Origin of the sequence: Terrisporobacter hibernicus (assembly GCF_020809405.1) — a bacterium.
Classification (GTDB): Bacteria; Bacillota; Clostridia; order Peptostreptococcales; family Peptostreptococcaceae; genus Terrisporobacter; species Terrisporobacter petrolearius.
Genome location: NZ_CP081135.1, coordinates 4,062,147 through 4,081,335, shown reverse-complemented (window position 1 = coordinate 4,081,335; position 19,189 = coordinate 4,062,147). Strand labels below are relative to the sequence as shown.

The window sequence follows — 19,189 nt, the reverse complement described above, 5'->3', positions numbered from 1 at the left end:
TTTAAGTTTGCATTTTCATATTAATAAAATAGTATTAAATTTAAGATTAAAGATTTAAATGTAATAAATATTAATGAGGTGATATAAGGTTATGAGTTTAAAAATAAAAGTATACTTAGACTATATTTGTCCATTTTGTATAATAGCCATGAAGAGTTTTTGTGATGTAATAAAAAATAAAAATATTGAAGTGGAGCTAATTCCCTTTGAAATTTGTAAAGTAGGAGAAGAAAAGCTTAATCCATTAGAAGATGAAGATGTGGCTAATTTATGGAGAGAAGAAATATTTCCTGCATCGAAAAAATTAAACATGAATTTAAATATACCTACTATTATTCCACATCCATACACAAACTTAGCATTTCAAGGTTTTTATTTTGCCAAACAATATAACAAAGAAAAGGAATACAGTAAAAGAGTTTATATAGCTTTTTTCTATGAAAACCAAGATATAGAAAAAGTAGATGTAATAGCAAGGTTAGCTGGTGAAGTTGGTTTGGATAAATACCAGTGTTTACAAAAGCTAGAAGAAGGTAAATACAAGGAAATGCAATATTATTATATTAAAGAAGCTGAGGATGACAAAATAGAAATAGTTCCCACATTTACAATAGGAGATAGCAGATTGGAAGGATTAATAAGTAAGGAAGAGTTTGAAAAAGTTATAGAAAATGAAATAAAAAAGTCATAATAAAAAATTCTACTAAAAATCACATAGGAAAAATATCCTGTGTGATTTTGAATATAGAAATTGTGTTATAAAAGAAGAAGATGCAAAGATATTATCACAAAAAGGCCAAGATTAATAAAAATAATAAGAGACTTATGCTAACACTTTTAAAGTGGTTATATATAACTAATATGCTATGATTATAGTAAGAACTTACTAGGAGGGTAACCATGACCATAAGGCTTTTAGGACATGGTTTTGAGAGCTAGATAGAAGAAATTTTAATATTATAAAACTCACAGAACTTTATGCTGAGAGAATTACTTAAGATTAAGATATAAGGGGGAATATATATGGAAGATAAAAAAATAAATAGAGCTTTTAATGAAATGTATATAGCAGCTAGGAAACGTTTAGAGAACAAATCACCTATAGATATTGCTAAAAATACGGGGGTAGAATTTTGTGAAGAAACATCAACTTTTAAAATAAAGAGTTTAGACAAGATTATTGAATTGACTTATCCATCATATGAGCCTAAGGAAAAGTTAGAAGACTGGCATGCTTTAATTTTACTACATTATCTAGATATAGGAGATGGTACACCTGTATCTTTTAAGGCAGTTCATTTTGGTGAATTGAAAGATGGACTTATAAGAGGAGTTAGATTTGACAAAACTGTAGAGATAGAACTAAGTCGTTTTTTAGCTAATAAGAAACCAGAAGAAGTGATAAAGGTGTGTAAATCATTAGGTGGAGAAGTTGTAAAGTCTAAATTTGATTTATGTGTTGTGTTTTATCTTTTTCCACACTATCCAGTAACTTTAAATGTGTGGTTTGCAGATGATGAGTTTGAAGCAGTTGGGAAAATGTTAGTTGATAGAAGTTCAGATAATTATCTTACAATAGAAGATGCAGTTTTAGTTGGGGAACTTATGTTAAGGCGTATTTTGCAAAGGTATGAGGAAATATAACTATAAATTCATAATTTCTACATATTTTAAAAATATAATTAAAGTACAAAATAAATATGTAGGAGGAATAAAAAATGAGCAAAAAGCTTTTAATTGAAGGTATGAAATGCATACATTGTAAACAAAATCTAAAAGATGCACTTACAGAAGATATTGATGGTGTAGAAGTGTTAGATATAAGCATAGAGGAAGGTTATGCACTTGTTAATATGAATGAAGATGTACATATTAATGATATAAAAAACATTGTAGAAGATTTAGGATTTAAACTAATAGATGTTAAATAAAAGTAAATAAAGTCGCCTATTCTATGAATTAATTAATCATGGAAAGGCGACTTTTTTGTTATCTTACCATTAACCATTCTTCAAATAATGGTGATGAACCTATTTTTATATATCCATATTTACCAGAGCTGTTTTTAACTTTTATATATTTTTTATTTCCTTTTTGATAAAATGAGTAAATATTAACTTTTTCATCTCTTTTTACCGTAAAGGCTATCTTGCTACTATTAGTATTTGTATAAGCATTTAGATTTTTATCGGCAGTATATTTAAATTTTCTCGCATCTTCAGTAGTATTAGAAGTATAAGGATTATAAATTTTATATCCTTTTATTTGTATTTTATAATAACAACCAAAACGTCCTATAGCATCTGTAAAATCCTTGAACAATCCCCAGTTACCTTCTGATAAAGTTATTGCACCAGTATTAGAGTCATATTTTTCCATATAAGAATCATTATATATTTTATCCAGTAGGCATTTGCTATTTTTAAATTTTAATATTCTGTAACCTTCTTGAAGATCTTCGCGATAATTTAATACAATTTCAAGGCTTTTATCTTTTTTATTAAAATTATATATTCTAACATTACATTTGTAAGGTAGTCGATTGTAGTTGTGTTTTGAATATTCATAATCATATTTTAATACTTTAATTGTTTTGTCATTTATTCTTAATAGCAAATTATCATTTTTAGATACATAAACTTTTATTTTATCTTTGTATTTGCCCCCATCTAAATTGTAATAATATGTTTTTCCTATTTTTAATTCCTTTATATAAGATTTAGATGTAGCAGCATAGGAATTAGTTTTTGTTCCTACAAATATACTTCCTATTACTATAGCTAGAGAAAGTAATAAAGCGGTAACTTTTTTTAATAAGTTCATAATAACACCCCCTATTTATAAGTTTAGTATATATTTGTTAAATAATATATATGACTTTTCAACTATGATATTAATATTGATTTAAGGATGTATTATATTTAATAGAATATATGATATAGTTATAAAGTAAAAATAAATATAAATTTCCGTAGAACCTTAAATATTACTGTTTTGGTGTCATAGTGTTCATTAGGTTTTTACTCTAGAAAAATAAATGAAAATTATAAAATAATGCAATAAGGGCAAAAATACTATAATAATTTAAAATATTTCCTACAAAAATAATAAAGGAGTAAGCCATGGAGAAAAAATTACTATATATAAGTGTCAACTCAAAACCAGAGCACTTATCATCATGCAAAACTGTTGCTAGAACATTTATCAATAAGTTTTTAGAAAAAAATAAAGATTTTAAAGTTGAGGAAGTGGATTTATACAAAGATCATATTCCAAGACTGGAATATCAATATTTTGAAGATAGAAATTGTATAATAAAAGAAGAAGCTGCAAATAAATTACCTAAAAAAGACCAAGATGAAATAAAGATAATAAGAGATTTATGTGAACAATTTAAAAGTGCTGATATGTATGTAATAGCTGCACCTATGTGGAGTTTATCTTTTCCTGCACCTCTTAAAGAGTATATTGATTGTGTAGTACAAGTTGGAAAGACAATTACTTTTGAGAAGGGCAAAAAACCACAAGGACTACTAGATGATAAGTACAGAGCATTAGTTTATGTTGAATCTGCTGGAGGAAATATACCTTTCTTTCTAGATCCTATAATGGACAAAGGTGAAAACTATGTATCAAGCATAATGAAAACCCTAGGAATTAAAAAAGTTTATGAACTTAAAGTAGATAACACTGGAACAACAGAAGAAGAAAGAAAAGCTGCTTTAAATAAAGCTGAAAATGAAATAGATGATATGATTAATAGTTTGAAATTTTAATTTTAAAAAAGATTTGTAAAAGAAGTAAAGGGCGTTACATTTTTGTAACGCCCTTTTAAAATATGTTAAAAGTACCATGAAAATTGGTATAATATACATATACCAAAAAAGGAGGAATATTATGATTTCAAAAAAAATAGCAACTAGTGTGCTAGAACAATGTTTAATCACAGGTGGTGATTTTGCAGAAATCTTTGAAGAAGACTGTATAAATAACAACCTAAGTCTTATAGATAGTAAAATAGAAAATGTCCTAGGGGGAAGAACTTACGGAATAGGAATAAGAATTTTTAAAGGATTTAACAGTGTTTACGCATACACAAACGATAACTCACTTCAATCAATGTTAGACACTGCCTACAAAGCAGCCCTAGCTTTAGGACAAGTTACAAATGAAGAAAAAATAATAGTTCTAAACAACTGCAAAAGAACTACAAATATAAATCCAATAAAACTAAATCCAAGTAGTGTGGATTATCAACATAAAATAAACGTAATGAAAACTGCTTACAAAAGTGCAAAAGACTACAGTAGTGACATCTCACAAGTAAGTGTAAACTACTTAGACAAAGAGCAAAATGTGCTAATTGCCAACACTGAAGGATTGTACACAGAAGACAAAAGAGTAAGAACTAGACTTTCCATAACTTCAGTGGCATCAAAAGGAAATGAAAATCAAACAGGACATGAAGGACCGGGAGCTTGCAAAGGGTTTGAATTGTTTGAAGATATAGATCCAGAGTATTATGGAAAAGAAGCTTCAAGAGTGGCATACACTATGCTAAATGCGAAAAACTGTCCAGCTGGTCAAATGGCTGTTGCCATAGACAATGGATTTGGAGGAGTTATATTCCACGAAGCTTGTGGTCACTCATTGGAAGCAACAGCAGTTGCAAAGGGTAACTCAGTATTTACTGATAAAATAGGGCATCAAATAGCATCAGCTAAGGTAACTGCCATAGATGACGGAACTATTTATAACCACTGGGGTTCAGCAAACATAGATGATGAAGGAACTCCAACTCAGAAAAATGTTCTAATAGAAAATGGAGTTTTGAAATCATACATGGTAGACAAATTAAATGGAAGAAGAATGAAGACTTCACCCACTGGAAGTTCTCGTAGACAAAGTTACAAATTTGCTCCAACTTCTAGAATGACAAACACATTTATAGCAGCAGGAACAGATAAAACAGAAGATATTATTAAATCCATAGACAATGGTCTTTATGCAAAGAAAATGGGTGGAGGTTCTGTAAACCCTGTAACTGGAGAGTTTAACTTTGCTGTTGCAGAGGGATATCTAGTTAAAAATGGTGAGATAAAAGAAGCAGTAAGAGGAGCCAGCCTTATAGGAAAAGGTAGTGAAGTTCTTATGAATATAGACATGGTTGGAGACAATTTAGCTCAGGCTCAAGGAATGTGTGGTTCAGTTTCTGGCTCAATTCCAACTAACGTAGGTCAGCCTATGATAAGAGTAAAAGAGATAACTGTTGGTGGAAGGAGTGAAGAGTAGATGGAATTTTTACAGTTTAAGAACTTATTATTTGAAAAAGCAAAAATTGCTAGATTTGATGAGTGTGAAATTTATTTTAGTGATGGTGAAAGTATAAGTATTTCTGTTTATGAAGGAGAAGTTGAAAAGTATAATTTGGCTAAATCTTTTGGCCTTTCTTTTAGAGGAAAAATAAATAATAAAATGGGTTACTCTTATACAGAAATATTAGATGAAGTGGCTATTGATATGTTAATCAATAGCGCTAAAAATAGTGCTACATTAATTGAAAACGATGATGAAACTTTTATTTATGTGGGAGACAAAACATATAGTGAAGTAAAAACTTATTCTAAAGAATTAGAAAATATAGACCCAGGTAAAATGATAGATTTAGCATTAGATTTAGAAAAAGAAGCTAAAAACTATTGTGATAAAGTTGTAAACATAAATGGTTGTAAAATTTCTTATTCTTCATCAAACTATGGAATCTATAATACAAAGGGATTGGAACTTAATAATAAAGATAATATCTTAACTTCTTATGTAGTGCCAGTTGTGGAGGATGAAAGTGGAAAAAATGATGGTGTAGGTTATGTGGTAGCATCTTCTTTAGATGAAGTTAAACCAAGAGAAATGGCAGCTCAAGGTGTGGAGGAAGCTTTATCAAAATTAGGTGGAAAAAGTATCCCATCAGGAAGTTATAAAACAATTATATACAACGAAGCAATGGTACAATTATTAGAAACATTTGCATCAACTTTCAGTGGAGATGCAGCGCAAAAGGGTCTTTCGCTTTTGAAAGGAAAAGAAGGTGATATGATAGCTTCACCGATAGTTACCATAGTTGATGATCCACTAATGGAAGGTGGTTTAGCATCAGCACCTTTTGACGATGAAGGTGTGGCAACTTTTACAAAAGAATTAGTTTATGAAGGAAAATTAAATACATTACTTCATAACTTAAAAACAGCTCATAAACAAGGAGTAAAATCAACCGGTAACGGGTTCAAAGCTTCTTACGCTTCATCTGTTAACGTGAGTGAAAGTAACTTATATCTTAGAAAAGGTGAAAAGTCTTTCGAAGATTTGATGAAGGAAATAAATGAGGGTGTTATTATCACTGATTTAGCAGGACTTCACTCAGGAGCAAACACAGTAAGTGGAGATTTCTCTCTTGCAGCAAAAGGCTTCTATGTGGAAAATGGTAAAAAGACTTTCCCAGTGGAGCAAATCACACTAGCTGGAAATTATTTTGACTTACTTAAAAACATAGTAGCAATAGGAAATGATTTAAAATTCCCAATGAGTAATGTGGGTTCTCCATCAGTATTAGTTACAGGACTTTCTATAGCAGGAAAATAATAAATATATAGTCACTACAGCGAAATTCAAAGAATATGATTATGATACTTTTAGTGATGAAAAAGTATGTAATAGATAAAGGTATTTATATTACTAAGAATTAAAGGAAGCATAGGGAATAAAATAGAGGAAATATTATATATGAATCTAAATGTATGACATCTAAAAGGAGATTACAGATGAAAAAAATATATTTTAACGGAAATATAATCACAGTAGATAAAAGTCAATCTATTGTTGAGGCAATCTTAATTGAAGATGATAAAATTAAAGCTGTTGGAAGTAATGATGAGATCTTATCCTTAGAAAAACACGTTGAAAAAATTGATTTACAAAAGAAAACAGTTTTACCAGGATTTATTGATCCCCATGGTCATATAGTTGCCATGTCACAAACATTAATGATAGTAATGTTAGGAGATGTAAACTCTAAAGAAGAGCTATTAGAACGATTAAGAAAAGAATTAAAAGAAAACCCAGTAGAAGAGGGGAAATGGCTAATAGGATTTGGTTACGATAATTCTAAGTTTGAAGGAGGATTACATCCAACTAAATTTGACTTGGATACTGTTAGCAAAGACATACCAATAAGCATCTCTCATGCGTCAGGACATTTAGCTGTTGTAAACTCAAAAGCTTTAGACCTTTATGGATACAGTGGAGATGACTATATAATACCAGAAGGTGGGGTTGTAAGAACTGTTTCACCAGATTCAAAAGAAGCAAATGGTGTTTTAGAAGAAAATGCCATACTTCATAGTGAGAAGAAAAAAATAATACCAAGCCCAGGATTTGAAGATGTATTAAAAGCTGTAGTTAAAGCTCAAAAACTCTATGCATCACTAGGAATTACGACTACACAAGATGCATCTGTAGAAGAAGCCAATCATTACAACGATATTTTAGAAACTTGTGCTAAAAATAACATGTTGTTTTTAGATATAGTTGGTTTAGCTACTCAACCTTCAACTAAAAACTTAATGAAAAATGAAAAAACTCCAAGAAGAGAGTACATAAATCACTATAGATTAGGTGGAGGAAAAACTTGGTTAGATGGTTCGCCACAAGGATTTACTGCTTGGCTTAGCAAGCCTTACTATGTAGTACCAGAGGGAAAACCAGCTGATTATTGTGGATATGGAACTCAAAGTGATGAAGTTGTAACTAAATATTTTGTTGATTGTATAGAAATGAATATTCAAGTTAATGTTCATACAAATGGAGATGAAGCCTGTGAGCAATTCTTAAGATGCTACGAAAAAGCTATAGAAATAACAGGTCATGGAAGAGAATTAAGACCAGTTATGGTTCACTGTCAAGCTCTTAGATATGACCAATTGGATAGAGTGAAAAAATTAAATGCTATACCTACATTCTTTAACGATCATGTTAGGTTTTGGGGAGATTTACACTATAATAAAGTATTTGGACCTGAAAGAGCTCAAAACATATCTCCAATAGGTTGGGCATTAGAAAAAGGCATAAAATTCACATTGCATCAAGATCCCCCAGTAAAGATACCAAATCAAATATTAGCTATTCACAATGCTGTCAATAGAAAAACTGAATCTGGAAGAGTTTTAGGTGAACACCAAAGAATATCAGTAATGGAAGCTATTAAAGCAGTTACTATAAATGGGGCTTATCAATATTTTGAAGAAGACAGTAAAGGATCTTTAGAAGTTGGTAAACTAGCCGATATGGTAATAGTTGATAAAAACCCACTGGAAATACCTGTAGAAGAACTAGAAACTATAAAAGTACTAGAAACAATTAAAGAAGGAAAACAAATATTTACCATATAAAAAGATTAAGCTCACTGTAATATAATGCAGTGGGCTTAATTTATGATTAAATTTAAATAAGAATTAAATTTATTATATAACAAATAAATGAACTATACATATAATTAATATGACATATAATTATTAAACAATTAACGAGGAAACGTTGACAGGATTGTTAGATTATAATATTCTACAAAGGAATGTATTCAAAAGTTATATTTAAAAATAATTGAATTAAATTATGAATAGGGGGAGTAAGTACAAATGGAGAAATTGTGGAAGTCTACTAAAAAAATAACAATGTTTCTCATAGGAATGGCTATTATACAATTTGGAGTAGCCTTATTTATAAAAACTAACATAGGGTCAGATCCTTTTACAGTTTTTACACAAGGAATTGCAAATAGTTTAAATGCTTTGGGAATGAGTATTTCTACGGGAAGTGCAAATAGAATAATATTAGTAGTATTATTTTTAACAATTTTAATAGTTAATAAAAGTCATATAAAAATAGGTACACTAATATGTGTTATTGGAATAGGACCAATTATAGATATGGGAATATATCTAGTTTCTAATTTACCAATAGAATCATATAGTTACATAATAAGAATGATTTTAGTTGCTGGGGGATGCTTTTTAATTGCCATAGGATTTTCAATTCTATCTTCAACAAATGTAGGTGTGGCACCAAATGATATCATACCCTTTGTAATAAAAGAAAAAATAAACTTTGAATATAAATACATCAGAATTGTACTAGATGCATTATTTTTAGCTGTAGGATATTTTTTAGGAGGAACTGTAGGAGTAGGAACAATTATAGCAATGTTTTCCACAGGTCCTTTTATACAAATGTGTTTGCCTTATGGTCAAAAACTTGTTGATTTTATAGTTATGGAAAATTTAGATTTTAGTAAAGCATAAAATTTAATATTAAAAGTAGTAGACGTTATAAAAAGATAGTGAATTTAATATGAATTCACTATCTTTTTTAGATTTAAAAATATTTTTCGCCGAGTGCTTCTATATCTTTGAGAACATTAGCATATTCATATCCCTTTTGGGTAAGAGAATATTCCACCTTAGGAGGAAGTTCGTTATATACTTTTTTCAACAATAATCCATCATCTTCAAGTTCTTTAAGTTTCTCATTTAGTACCTTATGGCTAACACCACTGGTAATTCTTTGCAATTCTAAAAAACGCTTTGTACCATCTAATAGATGGCAAAGTATAACAGCCTTCCATTTTCCACGAATAAGCTCGAAGGCCCAGTCGAGTTTGCATACATATTTTTTACCATCTTTATTTATCAAAAAACCACCTCAAAACTCAATTATCTCTATCTCTCTAGTTTAAACTATTTAAGATAATAATATAATACTTACCTTTAAGTAACTATTAAAACTTACAAAAAAGTGCCTACTTTTTTATATTTAAAAGACAAAGTATACTAAGTTAATAAATAATAAAACTTAGGAGGAATATAAAATGAAAACTCTTTTTGATAAAAGTAAATTACTTAATATGAATATGAAAAATAGGTTTTTTAGAGGAGCACTTTGGGAAGACTTAGCAGATGAAAAAGGGCATCTAACTCCAAAGCTATCTGCCATCTATGAAGAAATAGCAAAGGGAGGTGCCTCAACCTTAATAACAGGATATGCCTTTGTAACAGAAGATGAACAACCTAATCCTGGTATGATGGGAATATATGATGATTCTTTTATACCAGAATACAAAGAATTCACAGATAAAATTCATAGTTTAGGTTCAAACATAATAATGCAAATTGTTTATGGAGGATTTATGACTTATTACAAAGTGGAAGAAAGAACAATCTGGGGACCATCAACTTTAAAAAATGAAGTAACTGGAATATGGGCGAAGGAAATCACTAAGGAAGAAATTAAATATTTAGTAAAATCTTATGGTGAAGCGGCTCGTAGAGTAAAAGAATCAGGATTCGATGGAGTAGAGATACATGGTGGCCACGGCTATTTACTTAGTCAATTTTTATCACCATATTATAATAAAAGACAAGATGAATATGGCGGAAGTATAGAAAACAGAGGAAGAATAATTTTTGAAATATATGAAGCTATAAGAACAGCAGTTGGCCAAGATTTTCCAATACTTATAAAATTAAACTCTGCTGATTATATAAAAGAAGGTGGACTAACAGAAGAAGATAGTTTGTATGTGGCTAAAAAATTAGTGGACCTTGGAATAAATGCCATAGAAGTAACAGGTGGAAATGAATCTATTCAAGAAGTAGTAAATAATAATATGGGTGCAGCTAGAACTAAGATAGTAGTATCAAAGGATAGAGAATCTTACTTTAAAAATTATGCTATAAAATTAGCCGATATGATAGATATACCAGTTATATTAATAGGTGGAAATAGACATTTAGAAGTTATGGAAGATTTATTAAATAATAGTAAAATAGAATATTTTTCTTTATCTAGGCCCTTAACTGCTGAGCCAGATTTAATAAATAAATGGGCAAATGGAGATAGAAAAAAGCCTAAGTGTGTGTCATGTAATAAATGTTACAGTACTCCAGGGAAAAGATGTATCCTGAATATAAGAGCTTTATAAAAAATTAAGCTCACTGAAAGATAATACAGTGGGCTTAATTTTTTATTATTTATATTGACATAGAGAAGAAAAACTGATTTAATTATACTTATTAAAATACTTTTTAAAATTATTTTAATAAGTATAATCGAAGGTGGTAAATTAAATGGCAAATTCAGAAACTATAAAAAGTATAAATATAAAAACAGTTTGCAATATACTGAAGGAAAACGAATCCATAAGCAAAACAGACATAGCTAAATACACAGGATTAAGTTTTCCAACTGTAAGTACAGTAATAGAACATTTAATTGAGAAAAATGAGGTTATTGAAGCTGGTATGAAAAATTCTCTTGGAGGAAGATGTGCGAAAAAGTATAGTTTAAATCCTATGTATGCAGTTTCATTGATCTTGTATTTAGAAGGAAATAAGATTAATTGGATAGTAAATGATTTTTGTAAAAATAAAATAGATAATGGATGTATTGATTTAAAAAATGGAATACTTGAAGAAATGGATAACCTAGTATCATTAGTAAAATCACAATATACTAAATTGGCAAGTATAATGATTGGAGTAGCAGGTACTGTTAAAGATGGTAAAATTATATCTTTTATAGAATATACAGAGTTACAAGGAATAAATTTAATTGATTATTTTATAAAAAAATATAATGTTCCTATAAATGTGGAAAATGATATGAATGTTGCTGTTAAAGGGTATTGGGAAAGACATGACAAAAAGAATATAGAGGCAGTAGTTAATATATATAAAGGTCACAATGGAATAGGCTCTAGTATGATTTTAGAAGGAAGTGTATGGAAAGGAACATGTAACTTTGCGGGAGAGTTACACTACCTTCCTATATGTGATAATAATTTAGAATATGCTACAAGTGGTTTTAATGGAGTTAATATTGTTAAATATTATGGAAAAATAATTCAATCATATATCGCTTTAGTAAATCCAAATTTGATTGTTTTATATAATAATTCATACATTTCAAATAAATTAGAGGAAATAAAAAGTTACTGTACACTATTAATTCCAAAAGAAGTAATGCCAAACATCATTATTTCTGATGAATTTATAGATGATTATGAATACGGATTAATACAAATGGCTAAGGATTTAATAGATTAATAATATAATTGGGGGATGTTTATATGAAATATACGCATATAGTATTTGATGTGGATGGTACTTTAATAGATTCAGAAAAAGCAGTTTTAAAATCATTACAAAAAACTATGGAAGAAGAAGGTATTAATAAAAGTTTAGATGACTTAAAGTTTGCCTTAGGTATACCTGGAAAGGATGCCCTATCAATACTTGGGATGAAAGATTTACAAGGCGTTGAAGAAAAATGGAATGAAAACTTGTTAAAATATTGCGACGAAATGATACTTTTTGAAGGAATAAAGCAAGTAATTCAAGAGTTAAAATGCAAAAACCTCAATCTAGGTATTATAACATCTAAGACAAGAAAAGAATATGAAACAGATTTTTTTAAATTTGGACTAAACACATATTTTGATTTAGTTATTTGTGCAGATGATACTATAAAACACAAACCAGATAAAGAGCCTATGGAAAAGTATGTAGAAATTACAAAAGCAAGGACAGAAGAAATCCTATATATAGGTGATTCTATTTATGATATGCAATGTTCAAAAGATGCAGGTGTTGACTTCGCACTAGCATTATGGGGGGCAAATGAGACAGAAAAAACAAAAGCTACATATAAGCTAAAAGATCCTAAAAGTATATTAGATATCATAATGAAACCTGATGTAGATAATATGGAATGATTAGATTGAGCAATTGAATTGCAGCAATTTTTAGATATAATAAAATATTACTAGTGAAAGAAATTAGTACAAATACCTGGTCTTTACCAAGATATGCTTATGGAGTATGTAAAGTTTTTACGTTATGTAAAACACATGGTGGAGCGTTTAAAGAGGATATTGAGACATGTGATGGTGAATTTTTTAGCTTAGATGAGTTACCTGAATTAGATATGGCAAAAAATACGAAAGAACAAATAAAAATGTGTTTTCTAGCGGAAAAAGATTCCAATTGGCAAACAATATTTGATTAAATAATAAATTTCCTAAAAAGTAAAATAAAAAAAGATGTTATCTAGTTTAACATCTCTTTTAGATAAGAGAATATCCCATCTTTGGAGGGAATTGTTTATTATAAGAAGGTGTACTAACTGAAGAAGAAGTTTGTAAAAAAGAGTATATTATTATTAATATGGATAGAATAATCCTATAAAAAGACTTATACAAGTGGTGAACATTAATGATTAAAAACAAAAAGTTATTGTTTTGTATTTTTATAGGATTAATTTTATTATTATTTTGGATACAAGAGACAGATTCAGATTATATTATTGAAAGGGATATAGGCATTCACAACAGAGTATTTAAAGAATATGTTGTGTTCTACCCTCAACATCAAGACGATGAGGTATTGTGGGGTGGAAGTGCTTTAAAAAGAGCAATAAACACCTTAGGTACAGATCATGTATTTGTAGTATTAGGTTCAGATGGAAGTGGAGTAAATGTATTTAAGGATAAATTTTATGAAAATAAAAGTAGGAAAGAAAAAGAAGAACTTAGAAATAAAGAGTTTTATGCAGCACTATATGATTTAGGAATTAAAGAAGAACATATTTTAATCCTTGCAGATATGGATAATAAATCAGGAAATCACTTTGATTTAATGAGAGAAGTTGCACTAGGTTTTGAAAAAAAATATAAAAGCGTAACTCATGTGGCTCATACATACAAATACGACGACCATCCAATGCATAGAAAAAATGGAAGCATAATTGTTGATTTATACAATTCAGGAAAAATAAAAGATGCAATGTTTTATTTAAAACCCCAATATATAAAAAAAGTACCATCAGATAAAAGAGTCATATATAAAACAAGGAATCACAAAGATTATCAGGCTATTGTCAATGCTTGTAATGAATATAGAGTTATTAACAAAGATGAAGATAGACATGGAATAGGATATATTTCTGCTCATAGTCATTTTGACCAATTGTTAAGTGATCCTGAATTAACATCTGTATTTCATCTACCCTATTAACTTTAAAACAAAAGTAGAAAAAAGAGAGCTAATAAAAGCAGCTCTCCTTTTTATGTTTAAAATACTCTTCTTTTGTTTGTCCATATATTAAATGAAGTACATCTTTTCCCTTGTGTTCTCTCATATACTCATCTATAACATTCATTCCTAATTTTTCAGCAACTTTGATTGAATTAATGTTTTCAGGAATTACTTGAGCTATATACTTATCAGCATTAAGAACATTAAATATATAGTCTACACATGCACTTATTCCTTCTGTGGCATATCCTTTGTTCCAATATTTTTTCTTTAGTATATAAGCAATTTCAATGTAATTTACTTCTTTTATAGTTACGGGCAGTATTCCCATTATTCCAATTACTGAATCAGTTGATTTTTCCATTGTCATATAATAACTAAAACCAAAGTATTCATATTGATTTGTGATTTTATCAATCCAAATTTGAACTTGTTCATCAGAGTAAGTTCTTCCCCAACCTAAAAGCATTAAATCTTCATCTTGTAAAATTGATTTCATTTCATTGTAGTCATTTTGTTGTATTTTCCTCAGTAATAATCTTTTAGTTTCAATAATACACATTTTATCCTCCAAATTAAAAAGAAATCTAAAATATTTTAAATTAGAAGTTAATATATTTCATCTTCTTCTATTTCAATTAAACCTTTTGAAGCTAAAAATTCTTCTTGTAAGTCTAAAATCATTTCTATCTCATTTTTAGAAATATTTCCTGCACATTTGCTATATATAAATTCTATCATTTCTTCTACTGAAATTGTTGTATCTTCCATAATTGCCTCCTATACTTGTAACATAAACATTATGATACAACATAATAAATCAAATTAAAAGAGGTAGAATTTACTTTATATAATTGCAGATACTAAATTCAAACTATATTTAGGAGGATAATATGAGCAAATATAAATTAGATTATTTTTCAAAATACTACTTTTATGAAGAAGATGATTTTGTTAATGAAGTAGAAGAGGGAAAATACATACTAGAACAAATAAAGACTAGTAATAGATTTGATTATAAAGGACATTCATACAAATACACAAAATTTGGAAATATATCGCAAAGTGATACAAAAAGAGATGTAGATATGGAAATAGTATCAGACAGTGTAAATGTAATTATAGACAATGAAAAATGCCACCTTGATTTAATATATAAATTTGAAACTAAAGTTTTAGAAGATCATGTTAGAGTAACTACTAGAATTAGTGAAAAAAATGATGATGTATCTTGTTTATTATATATAAATAACAGTGAAGCTAAAGAATTAGAAGAGGTGAAAAAATTACAAGAGAGTTATCTTAAAATGAATTAAACCTTGTAAGTGAAATAATAATTTAGAGATATTGAAATATTCCTATTGAATAATTATTCAATAGGAATGTTAAATTTTTATAATGAAACAAATAATCTAAATATTAATTTTATACTCCAAAATAAAAGCGAACAAATAAAGCAGCCAATGCAGCACCTGCAAAAGGAGCTATTCCTGGTATTAATAATCCATATTGCCAATCGTTATTAGCTTTATTTTTTATTGGTAGTACTTGGAATGCAAGTCTAGGACCTAAATCTCTAGCTTGATTCATGGCAAATCCAGTAGGTCCTCCAAGAGCCATACCTATTGCCCATACTAATAAACCAACTCCTATTGCTAACATATCTTCATGTTTTGTAGCAATTACTAGTATACTGCTTATAAATACAAAAGTAGCGAAGAACTCTACGAAGAAATTTCTAGGTAAATTACGGATAATTGGATTAGTAGAAAAAATATTTCTTACAGCAATAGGATCAACCTCATTTTTACTAGCTTTAAAATGATCTGCATACATTAGATATACTATTATTGAAGCAACAAAGGCACCTAAAAGTTCAGCTATAGTGTAAGGTATAAAAGAAGTCCAAGGTATCATTCCTAATATACATTGAGCAAGAACCATGGCAGGATTCATACATACACCACCAAAAACTAATAATGATACTGTAATACCAAAAGCCCATGTTGTGATGGCAAATAGATGGCCACTTCCTCTATATTTAGTATTTTTTAAAACTTCATCGCAATGAACTCCTACGCCAAAGATAATCATAAGTGCTGTACTTAAAAATTCAGCAGTTAAATTTTGAAACATATTTCAATTCCCCCTATTTCATTTGTGATTTTTCTTATTTATAAAACATTAATTATTATTTTCAACTATTACACTTAATCCATCAGGTATTACAGCAACTTTTGCATCATTACCTTTTAATTCAAATGCACGATTTAGTGCCTCATCTATATTTTTTGCTATTTCCATATGTAATCCAGTAACTAAAGCTGGGTCTACTAAATCAGATACCATTATTACTTTGTGATTTACTAAAACTCTCGCCAGAATTTGAGAGGTCCATTGTTCTGGTAAAGTTTCTAGCCTTGGAGTTTTTTTTGCTAATTCTAAAAACTCTTTTGCTTTTTTTACATTGGCAACATTATCATAAAAAGCTTGGCCACCGTGACCATCACGACATCCTGCAACCATTATAATAATTCCATCTTTGTTCAAAGTAGCCTCAGCTGCAGTCATACCTTTTACTGCTTGATAAATATTTTGATCAAGAGGATAGCCTCCATTAGTAGAAATGGCAATATCACAATTCACTTTATCTACACGAGCTAAGCTGTTAACAAAGTTACAACCTTCTAAGTGAGCTTTTTCAAAATTTCCTGCAAAAGAACCTATAATTTTATGGTCTCCATTTAAAACTACGTTGACAATAAAAGCTAATTTAGCAGTTCTTGCTGCATATACCATATCTTCATGAACTAAATTATTAGCAATGTTTCCTGTACGAGAATTTTTATCGCTTATAAATTCTCCACAGTGATTTGCCATAATCGTTTTATATGAAGCTATACCTGGAAGTACTGATTTTCTTCCTCCAGAAAATCCAGCGAAAAAGTGTGATTCAATAAAACCTTCTGCTATAAGTAAATCAGCCTCTGCAGCAATTTTATTAATTAGACATTCTCCTCCACTTGGTAGAGTACCAATTTTTTTCATTGAAGAATCATCAGTAGATATGTGCATTGCTATTTCTTCATTTTCAGCAATTTCTTTTCCGTATTTTAAGATTAATTCTTCTTTTGTACTTTCTCTATGAAAGCCAGTAGCAACTAAGATGCGTATACGTGCATCTGGAGATACACTACGAATCCTTCTAAGTAAAATAGGAGTAATAATATGAGATGGCACAGGTCTTGTATGATCACTGCTTATTATTACAATATCTTTTTTATCTTTTGCTAATTCCTCTAGAGTATGACTTGCAATTGGATTGTCTAAAGATCTTTCAACAATATCAGTTTCACTTTCTTTGCATTTGTAAATCCCCTGTTGTGATTCTAAAAGTCCAGCGAAATTATTAGTTTGTAAATTTAGACTTATTGTTTTTGAATCATAAGGCAGTTTAAATTTTTTCATATAGTTTTTTCCTCCATTTTGTAATAAATTATTAATTTCTAATTTAATAACTAGTATAATTTAGGATGAAATATTATAATGTACCATGAGATGTTACCATTTGATAACATCTTTTAATACAAAATAAAAGTTAAAAGACATAAAAACTGAAGAGTTTTATAGCGTTACATATCATTGGGGAGGGACATTTATGAATGCAAAATTTTTACTTGATTTTTTAGAAAAAAATAATACAAAAACTATAAGGAAGAAATATCATTCATATTTAACATTTTATGGATTAGATGAAAAATATACATATGTTTTAAAAGAAGGAGTAATAAAAACAAGTGTTATTTTGAAAGATGGAAGGGAATTTAATATTTCATACATATGTGAGCCAGATATAATTTCTTTATTAAGAGATGAAATAAGCTCCAACACATCATCACCCTTTAATGTAAGGATTGAATCTAAAGAAGCTGTATTTTATAAAATTCCAAGAGTTACATTTTGGAATTATGTTAATAATGATATTGAATTACAAACTTATATAAAAGATTATTACAGGACTAAATTATTGGAGAGTATGCATAATCATAAAATAACTATAATGAATGGAAAAAAAGGTGCTGTTTGTGCATTTATTTATGAACTAATCGGTAAATTTGGTAAACAAAAAAATAATAAAATTATAATAGATTTTCTTATTACAAATGAAGATATAGCAGGATTTTGTGGGGTTTCAACAAGGAATAGTGTAAATAGAATTCTACATGAACTAAAAAAAGAAAAAGTAATTTCTATTATAGATAAAAAAATTCATGTCTTGGATGTGGAGTATCTTCGTAATTTTGCATTAGACTAAGTAGACAATATCATTTACTTAACCGTAATAGTTTTTATGCTTTAGGTAGTTAAAAATACATTTATCATTAAAGTTAGAAGGGGAATGGATATGAAGAAAACATTATATTTAATGCGTCATGGACAAACTTTATTTAATTTAAGAAGAAAAATGCAAGGACATTGTGATTCACCGCTTACACCACTTGGAAAAAAGCAAGCTGAAGTAGCGGGGGAGTATTTAAAAAATATTCATATAGACCATGCTTATAGCTCATCTTTAGAAAGATGTTGTGACACTTTAGAAATAGCCACTAATGGAAGAATACCGTATGTAAGATTAAAAGGTTTAAAAGAAATGAATTTTGGTTTATTTGAAGGTGAAAGTGTAGATTTAAAACCAACAGATAAAAAAGATTATGAAAGTTTCTTTTTACAATATGGAGGAGAATCTTTGTCACAAGTTAAAGAAAGAATGCTTAAAACTTGCACAGAAATAATGGAAAAAGAATATCATAACACTGTTTTAGCTGTATCACATGGATTGGCATCTTTATGTTTCTTATCAAATTTTGAAGATACCAGTGAACTGATGAAAACAGGAATACCTAATTGCACCATATTTAAATATGAATACGAAAACAAAAAGTTCAAATTAATTGAAATTATACGCCATGATTTTAGCCAAATAGAAGAAGCTTTGGCTTACTAGTAATTTGAGGAACTAAAAAAGTTGTAGATAGTTATTATAATAA

Annotated in this window: 22 protein-coding genes; 16 read left to right on the top strand and 6 right to left on the bottom strand. The window is 28.8% G+C overall.

The features are described from left to right. Positions 1-91: 91 nt before the first annotated feature. The 3 genes from JW646_RS19955 to JW646_RS19945 all read left to right on the top strand — a co-directional run bounded on the left by JW646_RS19955 (position 92) and on the right by JW646_RS19945 (position 1,931). Positions 92-691, top strand: coding sequence for a DsbA family oxidoreductase (locus JW646_RS19955; protein ID WP_228416170.1), 600 nt, complete (start codon positions 92-94; stop codon positions 689-691). Positions 692-1,023: 332 nt separating this feature from the next. Beyond that, a complete protein-coding gene (locus JW646_RS19950; RefSeq protein ID WP_228416169.1) occupies positions 1,024-1,644 on the top strand; it encodes a DUF3786 domain-containing protein in 621 nt (206 codons plus the stop codon). Between the two features lie 74 nt (positions 1,645-1,718). Further along, positions 1,719-1,931, top strand: coding sequence for a heavy-metal-associated domain-containing protein (locus JW646_RS19945; RefSeq protein ID WP_148557729.1), 213 nt, complete (start codon positions 1,719-1,721; stop codon positions 1,929-1,931). 58 nt (positions 1,932-1,989) lie between these two features. Here JW646_RS19945 and JW646_RS19940 read toward each other — a convergent pair whose 3' ends face one another. Next, on the bottom strand, positions 1,990-2,823 hold the full coding sequence (locus tag JW646_RS19940) for a hypothetical protein (RefSeq protein WP_074917159.1): 834 nt from the start codon (positions 2,821-2,823) through the stop codon (positions 1,990-1,992). Positions 2,824-3,122: 299 nt separating this feature from the next. Between JW646_RS19940 and JW646_RS19935 the strand changes: the two genes are divergently transcribed. The 5 genes from JW646_RS19935 to JW646_RS19915 all read left to right on the top strand — a co-directional run bounded on the left by JW646_RS19935 (position 3,123) and on the right by JW646_RS19915 (position 9,350). Then, the gene (locus tag JW646_RS19935; RefSeq protein ID WP_074917157.1) at positions 3,123-3,776 is read left to right on the top strand and encodes an FMN-dependent NADH-azoreductase; all 654 of its coding nucleotides are present in this window, start codon (positions 3,123-3,125) and stop codon (positions 3,774-3,776) included. A 121-nt stretch (positions 3,777-3,897) separates the two neighbouring features. Then, positions 3,898-5,292: a TldD/PmbA family protein gene (locus JW646_RS19930; RefSeq protein ID WP_228416168.1), complete on the top strand. Its 1,395-nt coding sequence runs from the start codon at positions 3,898-3,900 to the stop codon at positions 5,290-5,292. Beyond that, positions 5,293-6,636 carry a TldD/PmbA family protein gene (locus tag JW646_RS19925; RefSeq protein ID WP_228416167.1) on the top strand — a complete coding sequence of 448 codons (1,344 nt, stop codon included), beginning with the start codon at positions 5,293-5,295 and terminating at the stop codon, positions 6,634-6,636. It begins immediately after the preceding gene. Positions 6,637-6,815: 179 nt separating this feature from the next. Continuing rightward, positions 6,816-8,441, top strand: coding sequence for an amidohydrolase (locus JW646_RS19920; RefSeq protein ID WP_228416166.1), 1,626 nt, complete (start codon positions 6,816-6,818; stop codon positions 8,439-8,441). Between the two features lie 246 nt (positions 8,442-8,687). Continuing rightward, positions 8,688-9,350, top strand: coding sequence for a YczE/YyaS/YitT family protein (locus JW646_RS19915; RefSeq protein ID WP_074917149.1), 663 nt, complete (start codon positions 8,688-8,690; stop codon positions 9,348-9,350). Between the two features lie 73 nt (positions 9,351-9,423). Here JW646_RS19915 and JW646_RS19910 read toward each other — a convergent pair whose 3' ends face one another. Further along, positions 9,424-9,741 (bottom strand): winged helix-turn-helix transcriptional regulator, encoded by a 318-nt coding sequence (locus JW646_RS19910; protein ID WP_074917147.1) that lies wholly within the window; start codon positions 9,739-9,741, stop codon positions 9,424-9,426. A gap of 175 nt (positions 9,742-9,916) precedes the next feature. Between JW646_RS19910 and JW646_RS19905 the strand changes: the two genes are divergently transcribed. From JW646_RS19905 to JW646_RS19885, 5 genes are all read left to right on the top strand, one after another. Further along, the gene (locus tag JW646_RS19905; protein ID WP_228416165.1) at positions 9,917-11,029 is read left to right on the top strand and encodes an NADH:flavin oxidoreductase; all 1,113 of its coding nucleotides are present in this window, start codon (positions 9,917-9,919) and stop codon (positions 11,027-11,029) included. A gap of 145 nt (positions 11,030-11,174) precedes the next feature. Further along, positions 11,175-12,152 (top strand): ROK family protein, encoded by a 978-nt coding sequence (locus JW646_RS19900; protein WP_228416164.1) that lies wholly within the window; start codon positions 11,175-11,177, stop codon positions 12,150-12,152. A gap of 23 nt (positions 12,153-12,175) precedes the next feature. Next, positions 12,176-12,820, top strand: a complete 645-nt coding sequence (locus JW646_RS19895; protein WP_228416163.1) for an HAD family hydrolase — start codon at positions 12,176-12,178, stop codon at positions 12,818-12,820. Between the two features lie 53 nt (positions 12,821-12,873). Further along, positions 12,874-13,113: an NUDIX hydrolase gene (locus tag JW646_RS19890; RefSeq protein ID WP_228416162.1), complete on the top strand. Its 240-nt coding sequence runs from the start codon at positions 12,874-12,876 to the stop codon at positions 13,111-13,113. Positions 13,114-13,319: 206 nt separating this feature from the next. After that, positions 13,320-14,120 (top strand): PIG-L family deacetylase, encoded by an 801-nt coding sequence (locus tag JW646_RS19885; protein WP_228416161.1) that lies wholly within the window; start codon positions 13,320-13,322, stop codon positions 14,118-14,120. 28 nt (positions 14,121-14,148) lie between these two features. On the opposite strand, the gene JW646_RS19880 is transcribed toward JW646_RS19885, so the two are convergent. Then, positions 14,149-14,703, bottom strand: coding sequence for a GNAT family N-acetyltransferase (locus tag JW646_RS19880; RefSeq protein WP_148557738.1), 555 nt, complete (start codon positions 14,701-14,703; stop codon positions 14,149-14,151). Positions 14,704-14,750: 47 nt separating this feature from the next. Next, a complete protein-coding gene (locus JW646_RS19875; protein ID WP_187359278.1) occupies positions 14,751-14,912 on the bottom strand; it encodes a hypothetical protein in 162 nt (53 codons plus the stop codon). A 122-nt stretch (positions 14,913-15,034) separates the two neighbouring features. Between JW646_RS19875 and JW646_RS19870 the strand changes: the two genes are divergently transcribed. Next, positions 15,035-15,457: a hypothetical protein gene (locus JW646_RS19870; protein WP_228416160.1), complete on the top strand. Its 423-nt coding sequence runs from the start codon at positions 15,035-15,037 to the stop codon at positions 15,455-15,457. A gap of 109 nt (positions 15,458-15,566) precedes the next feature. On the opposite strand, the gene larD is transcribed toward JW646_RS19870, so the two are convergent. Then, the gene (gene larD, locus JW646_RS19865; RefSeq protein WP_228416159.1) at positions 15,567-16,277 is read right to left on the bottom strand and encodes a D/L-lactic acid transporter LarD; all 711 of its coding nucleotides are present in this window, start codon (positions 16,275-16,277) and stop codon (positions 15,567-15,569) included. A 48-nt stretch (positions 16,278-16,325) separates the two neighbouring features. After that, positions 16,326-17,609, bottom strand: a complete 1,284-nt coding sequence (gene larA, locus JW646_RS19860; RefSeq protein WP_228416158.1) for a nickel-dependent lactate racemase — start codon at positions 17,607-17,609, stop codon at positions 16,326-16,328. 190 nt (positions 17,610-17,799) lie between these two features. Between larA and JW646_RS19855 the strand changes: the two genes are divergently transcribed. Then, the gene (locus JW646_RS19855; protein ID WP_074917130.1) at positions 17,800-18,456 is read left to right on the top strand and encodes a Crp/Fnr family transcriptional regulator; all 657 of its coding nucleotides are present in this window, start codon (positions 17,800-17,802) and stop codon (positions 18,454-18,456) included. A 90-nt stretch (positions 18,457-18,546) separates the two neighbouring features. Next, positions 18,547-19,146, top strand: coding sequence for a histidine phosphatase family protein (locus tag JW646_RS19850; protein ID WP_228416157.1), 600 nt, complete (start codon positions 18,547-18,549; stop codon positions 19,144-19,146). Positions 19,147-19,189: the final 43 nt, after the last annotated feature.

What these genes read in the sequence shown, in the direction of transcription:
- JW646_RS19885 (WP_228416161.1), top strand. Translation starts at nt 13,320, where the DNA reads ATGATTAAAAACAAAAAGTTATTGTTTTGTATTTTTATAGGATTAATT.
- JW646_RS19930 (WP_228416168.1), top strand. Translation starts at nt 3,898, where the DNA reads ATGATTTCAAAAAAAATAGCAACTAGTGTGCTAGAACAATGTTTAATC.
- JW646_RS19950 (WP_228416169.1), top strand. Translation starts at nt 1,024, where the DNA reads ATGGAAGATAAAAAAATAAATAGAGCTTTTAATGAAATGTATATAGCA.
- JW646_RS19855 (WP_074917130.1), top strand. Translation starts at nt 17,800, where the DNA reads ATGAATGCAAAATTTTTACTTGATTTTTTAGAAAAAAATAATACAAAA.
- JW646_RS19915 (WP_074917149.1), top strand. Translation starts at nt 8,688, where the DNA reads ATGGAGAAATTGTGGAAGTCTACTAAAAAAATAACAATGTTTCTCATA.
- JW646_RS19900 (WP_228416164.1), top strand. Translation starts at nt 11,175, where the DNA reads ATGGCAAATTCAGAAACTATAAAAAGTATAAATATAAAAACAGTTTGC.
- larA (WP_228416158.1), bottom strand. Translation starts at nt 17,609, where the DNA reads ATGAAAAAATTTAAACTGCCTTATGATTCAAAAACAATAAGTCTAAAT.
- JW646_RS19905 (WP_228416165.1), top strand. Translation starts at nt 9,917, where the DNA reads ATGAAAACTCTTTTTGATAAAAGTAAATTACTTAATATGAATATGAAA.
- larD (WP_228416159.1), bottom strand. Translation starts at nt 16,277, where the DNA reads ATGTTTCAAAATTTAACTGCTGAATTTTTAAGTACAGCACTTATGATT.
- JW646_RS19870 (WP_228416160.1), top strand. Translation starts at nt 15,035, where the DNA reads ATGAGCAAATATAAATTAGATTATTTTTCAAAATACTACTTTTATGAA.
- JW646_RS19935 (WP_074917157.1), top strand. Translation starts at nt 3,123, where the DNA reads ATGGAGAAAAAATTACTATATATAAGTGTCAACTCAAAACCAGAGCAC.
- JW646_RS19925 (WP_228416167.1), top strand. Translation starts at nt 5,293, where the DNA reads ATGGAATTTTTACAGTTTAAGAACTTATTATTTGAAAAAGCAAAAATT.
- JW646_RS19955 (WP_228416170.1), top strand. Translation starts at nt 92, where the DNA reads ATGAGTTTAAAAATAAAAGTATACTTAGACTATATTTGTCCATTTTGT.
- JW646_RS19940 (WP_074917159.1), bottom strand. Translation starts at nt 2,823, where the DNA reads ATGAACTTATTAAAAAAAGTTACCGCTTTATTACTTTCTCTAGCTATA.
- JW646_RS19850 (WP_228416157.1), top strand. Translation starts at nt 18,547, where the DNA reads ATGAAGAAAACATTATATTTAATGCGTCATGGACAAACTTTATTTAAT.
- JW646_RS19880 (WP_148557738.1), bottom strand. Translation starts at nt 14,703, where the DNA reads ATGTGTATTATTGAAACTAAAAGATTATTACTGAGGAAAATACAACAA.
- JW646_RS19895 (WP_228416163.1), top strand. Translation starts at nt 12,176, where the DNA reads ATGAAATATACGCATATAGTATTTGATGTGGATGGTACTTTAATAGAT.
- JW646_RS19920 (WP_228416166.1), top strand. Translation starts at nt 6,816, where the DNA reads ATGAAAAAAATATATTTTAACGGAAATATAATCACAGTAGATAAAAGT.
- JW646_RS19945 (WP_148557729.1), top strand. Translation starts at nt 1,719, where the DNA reads ATGAGCAAAAAGCTTTTAATTGAAGGTATGAAATGCATACATTGTAAA.
- JW646_RS19875 (WP_187359278.1), bottom strand. Translation starts at nt 14,912, where the DNA reads ATGGAAGATACAACAATTTCAGTAGAAGAAATGATAGAATTTATATAT.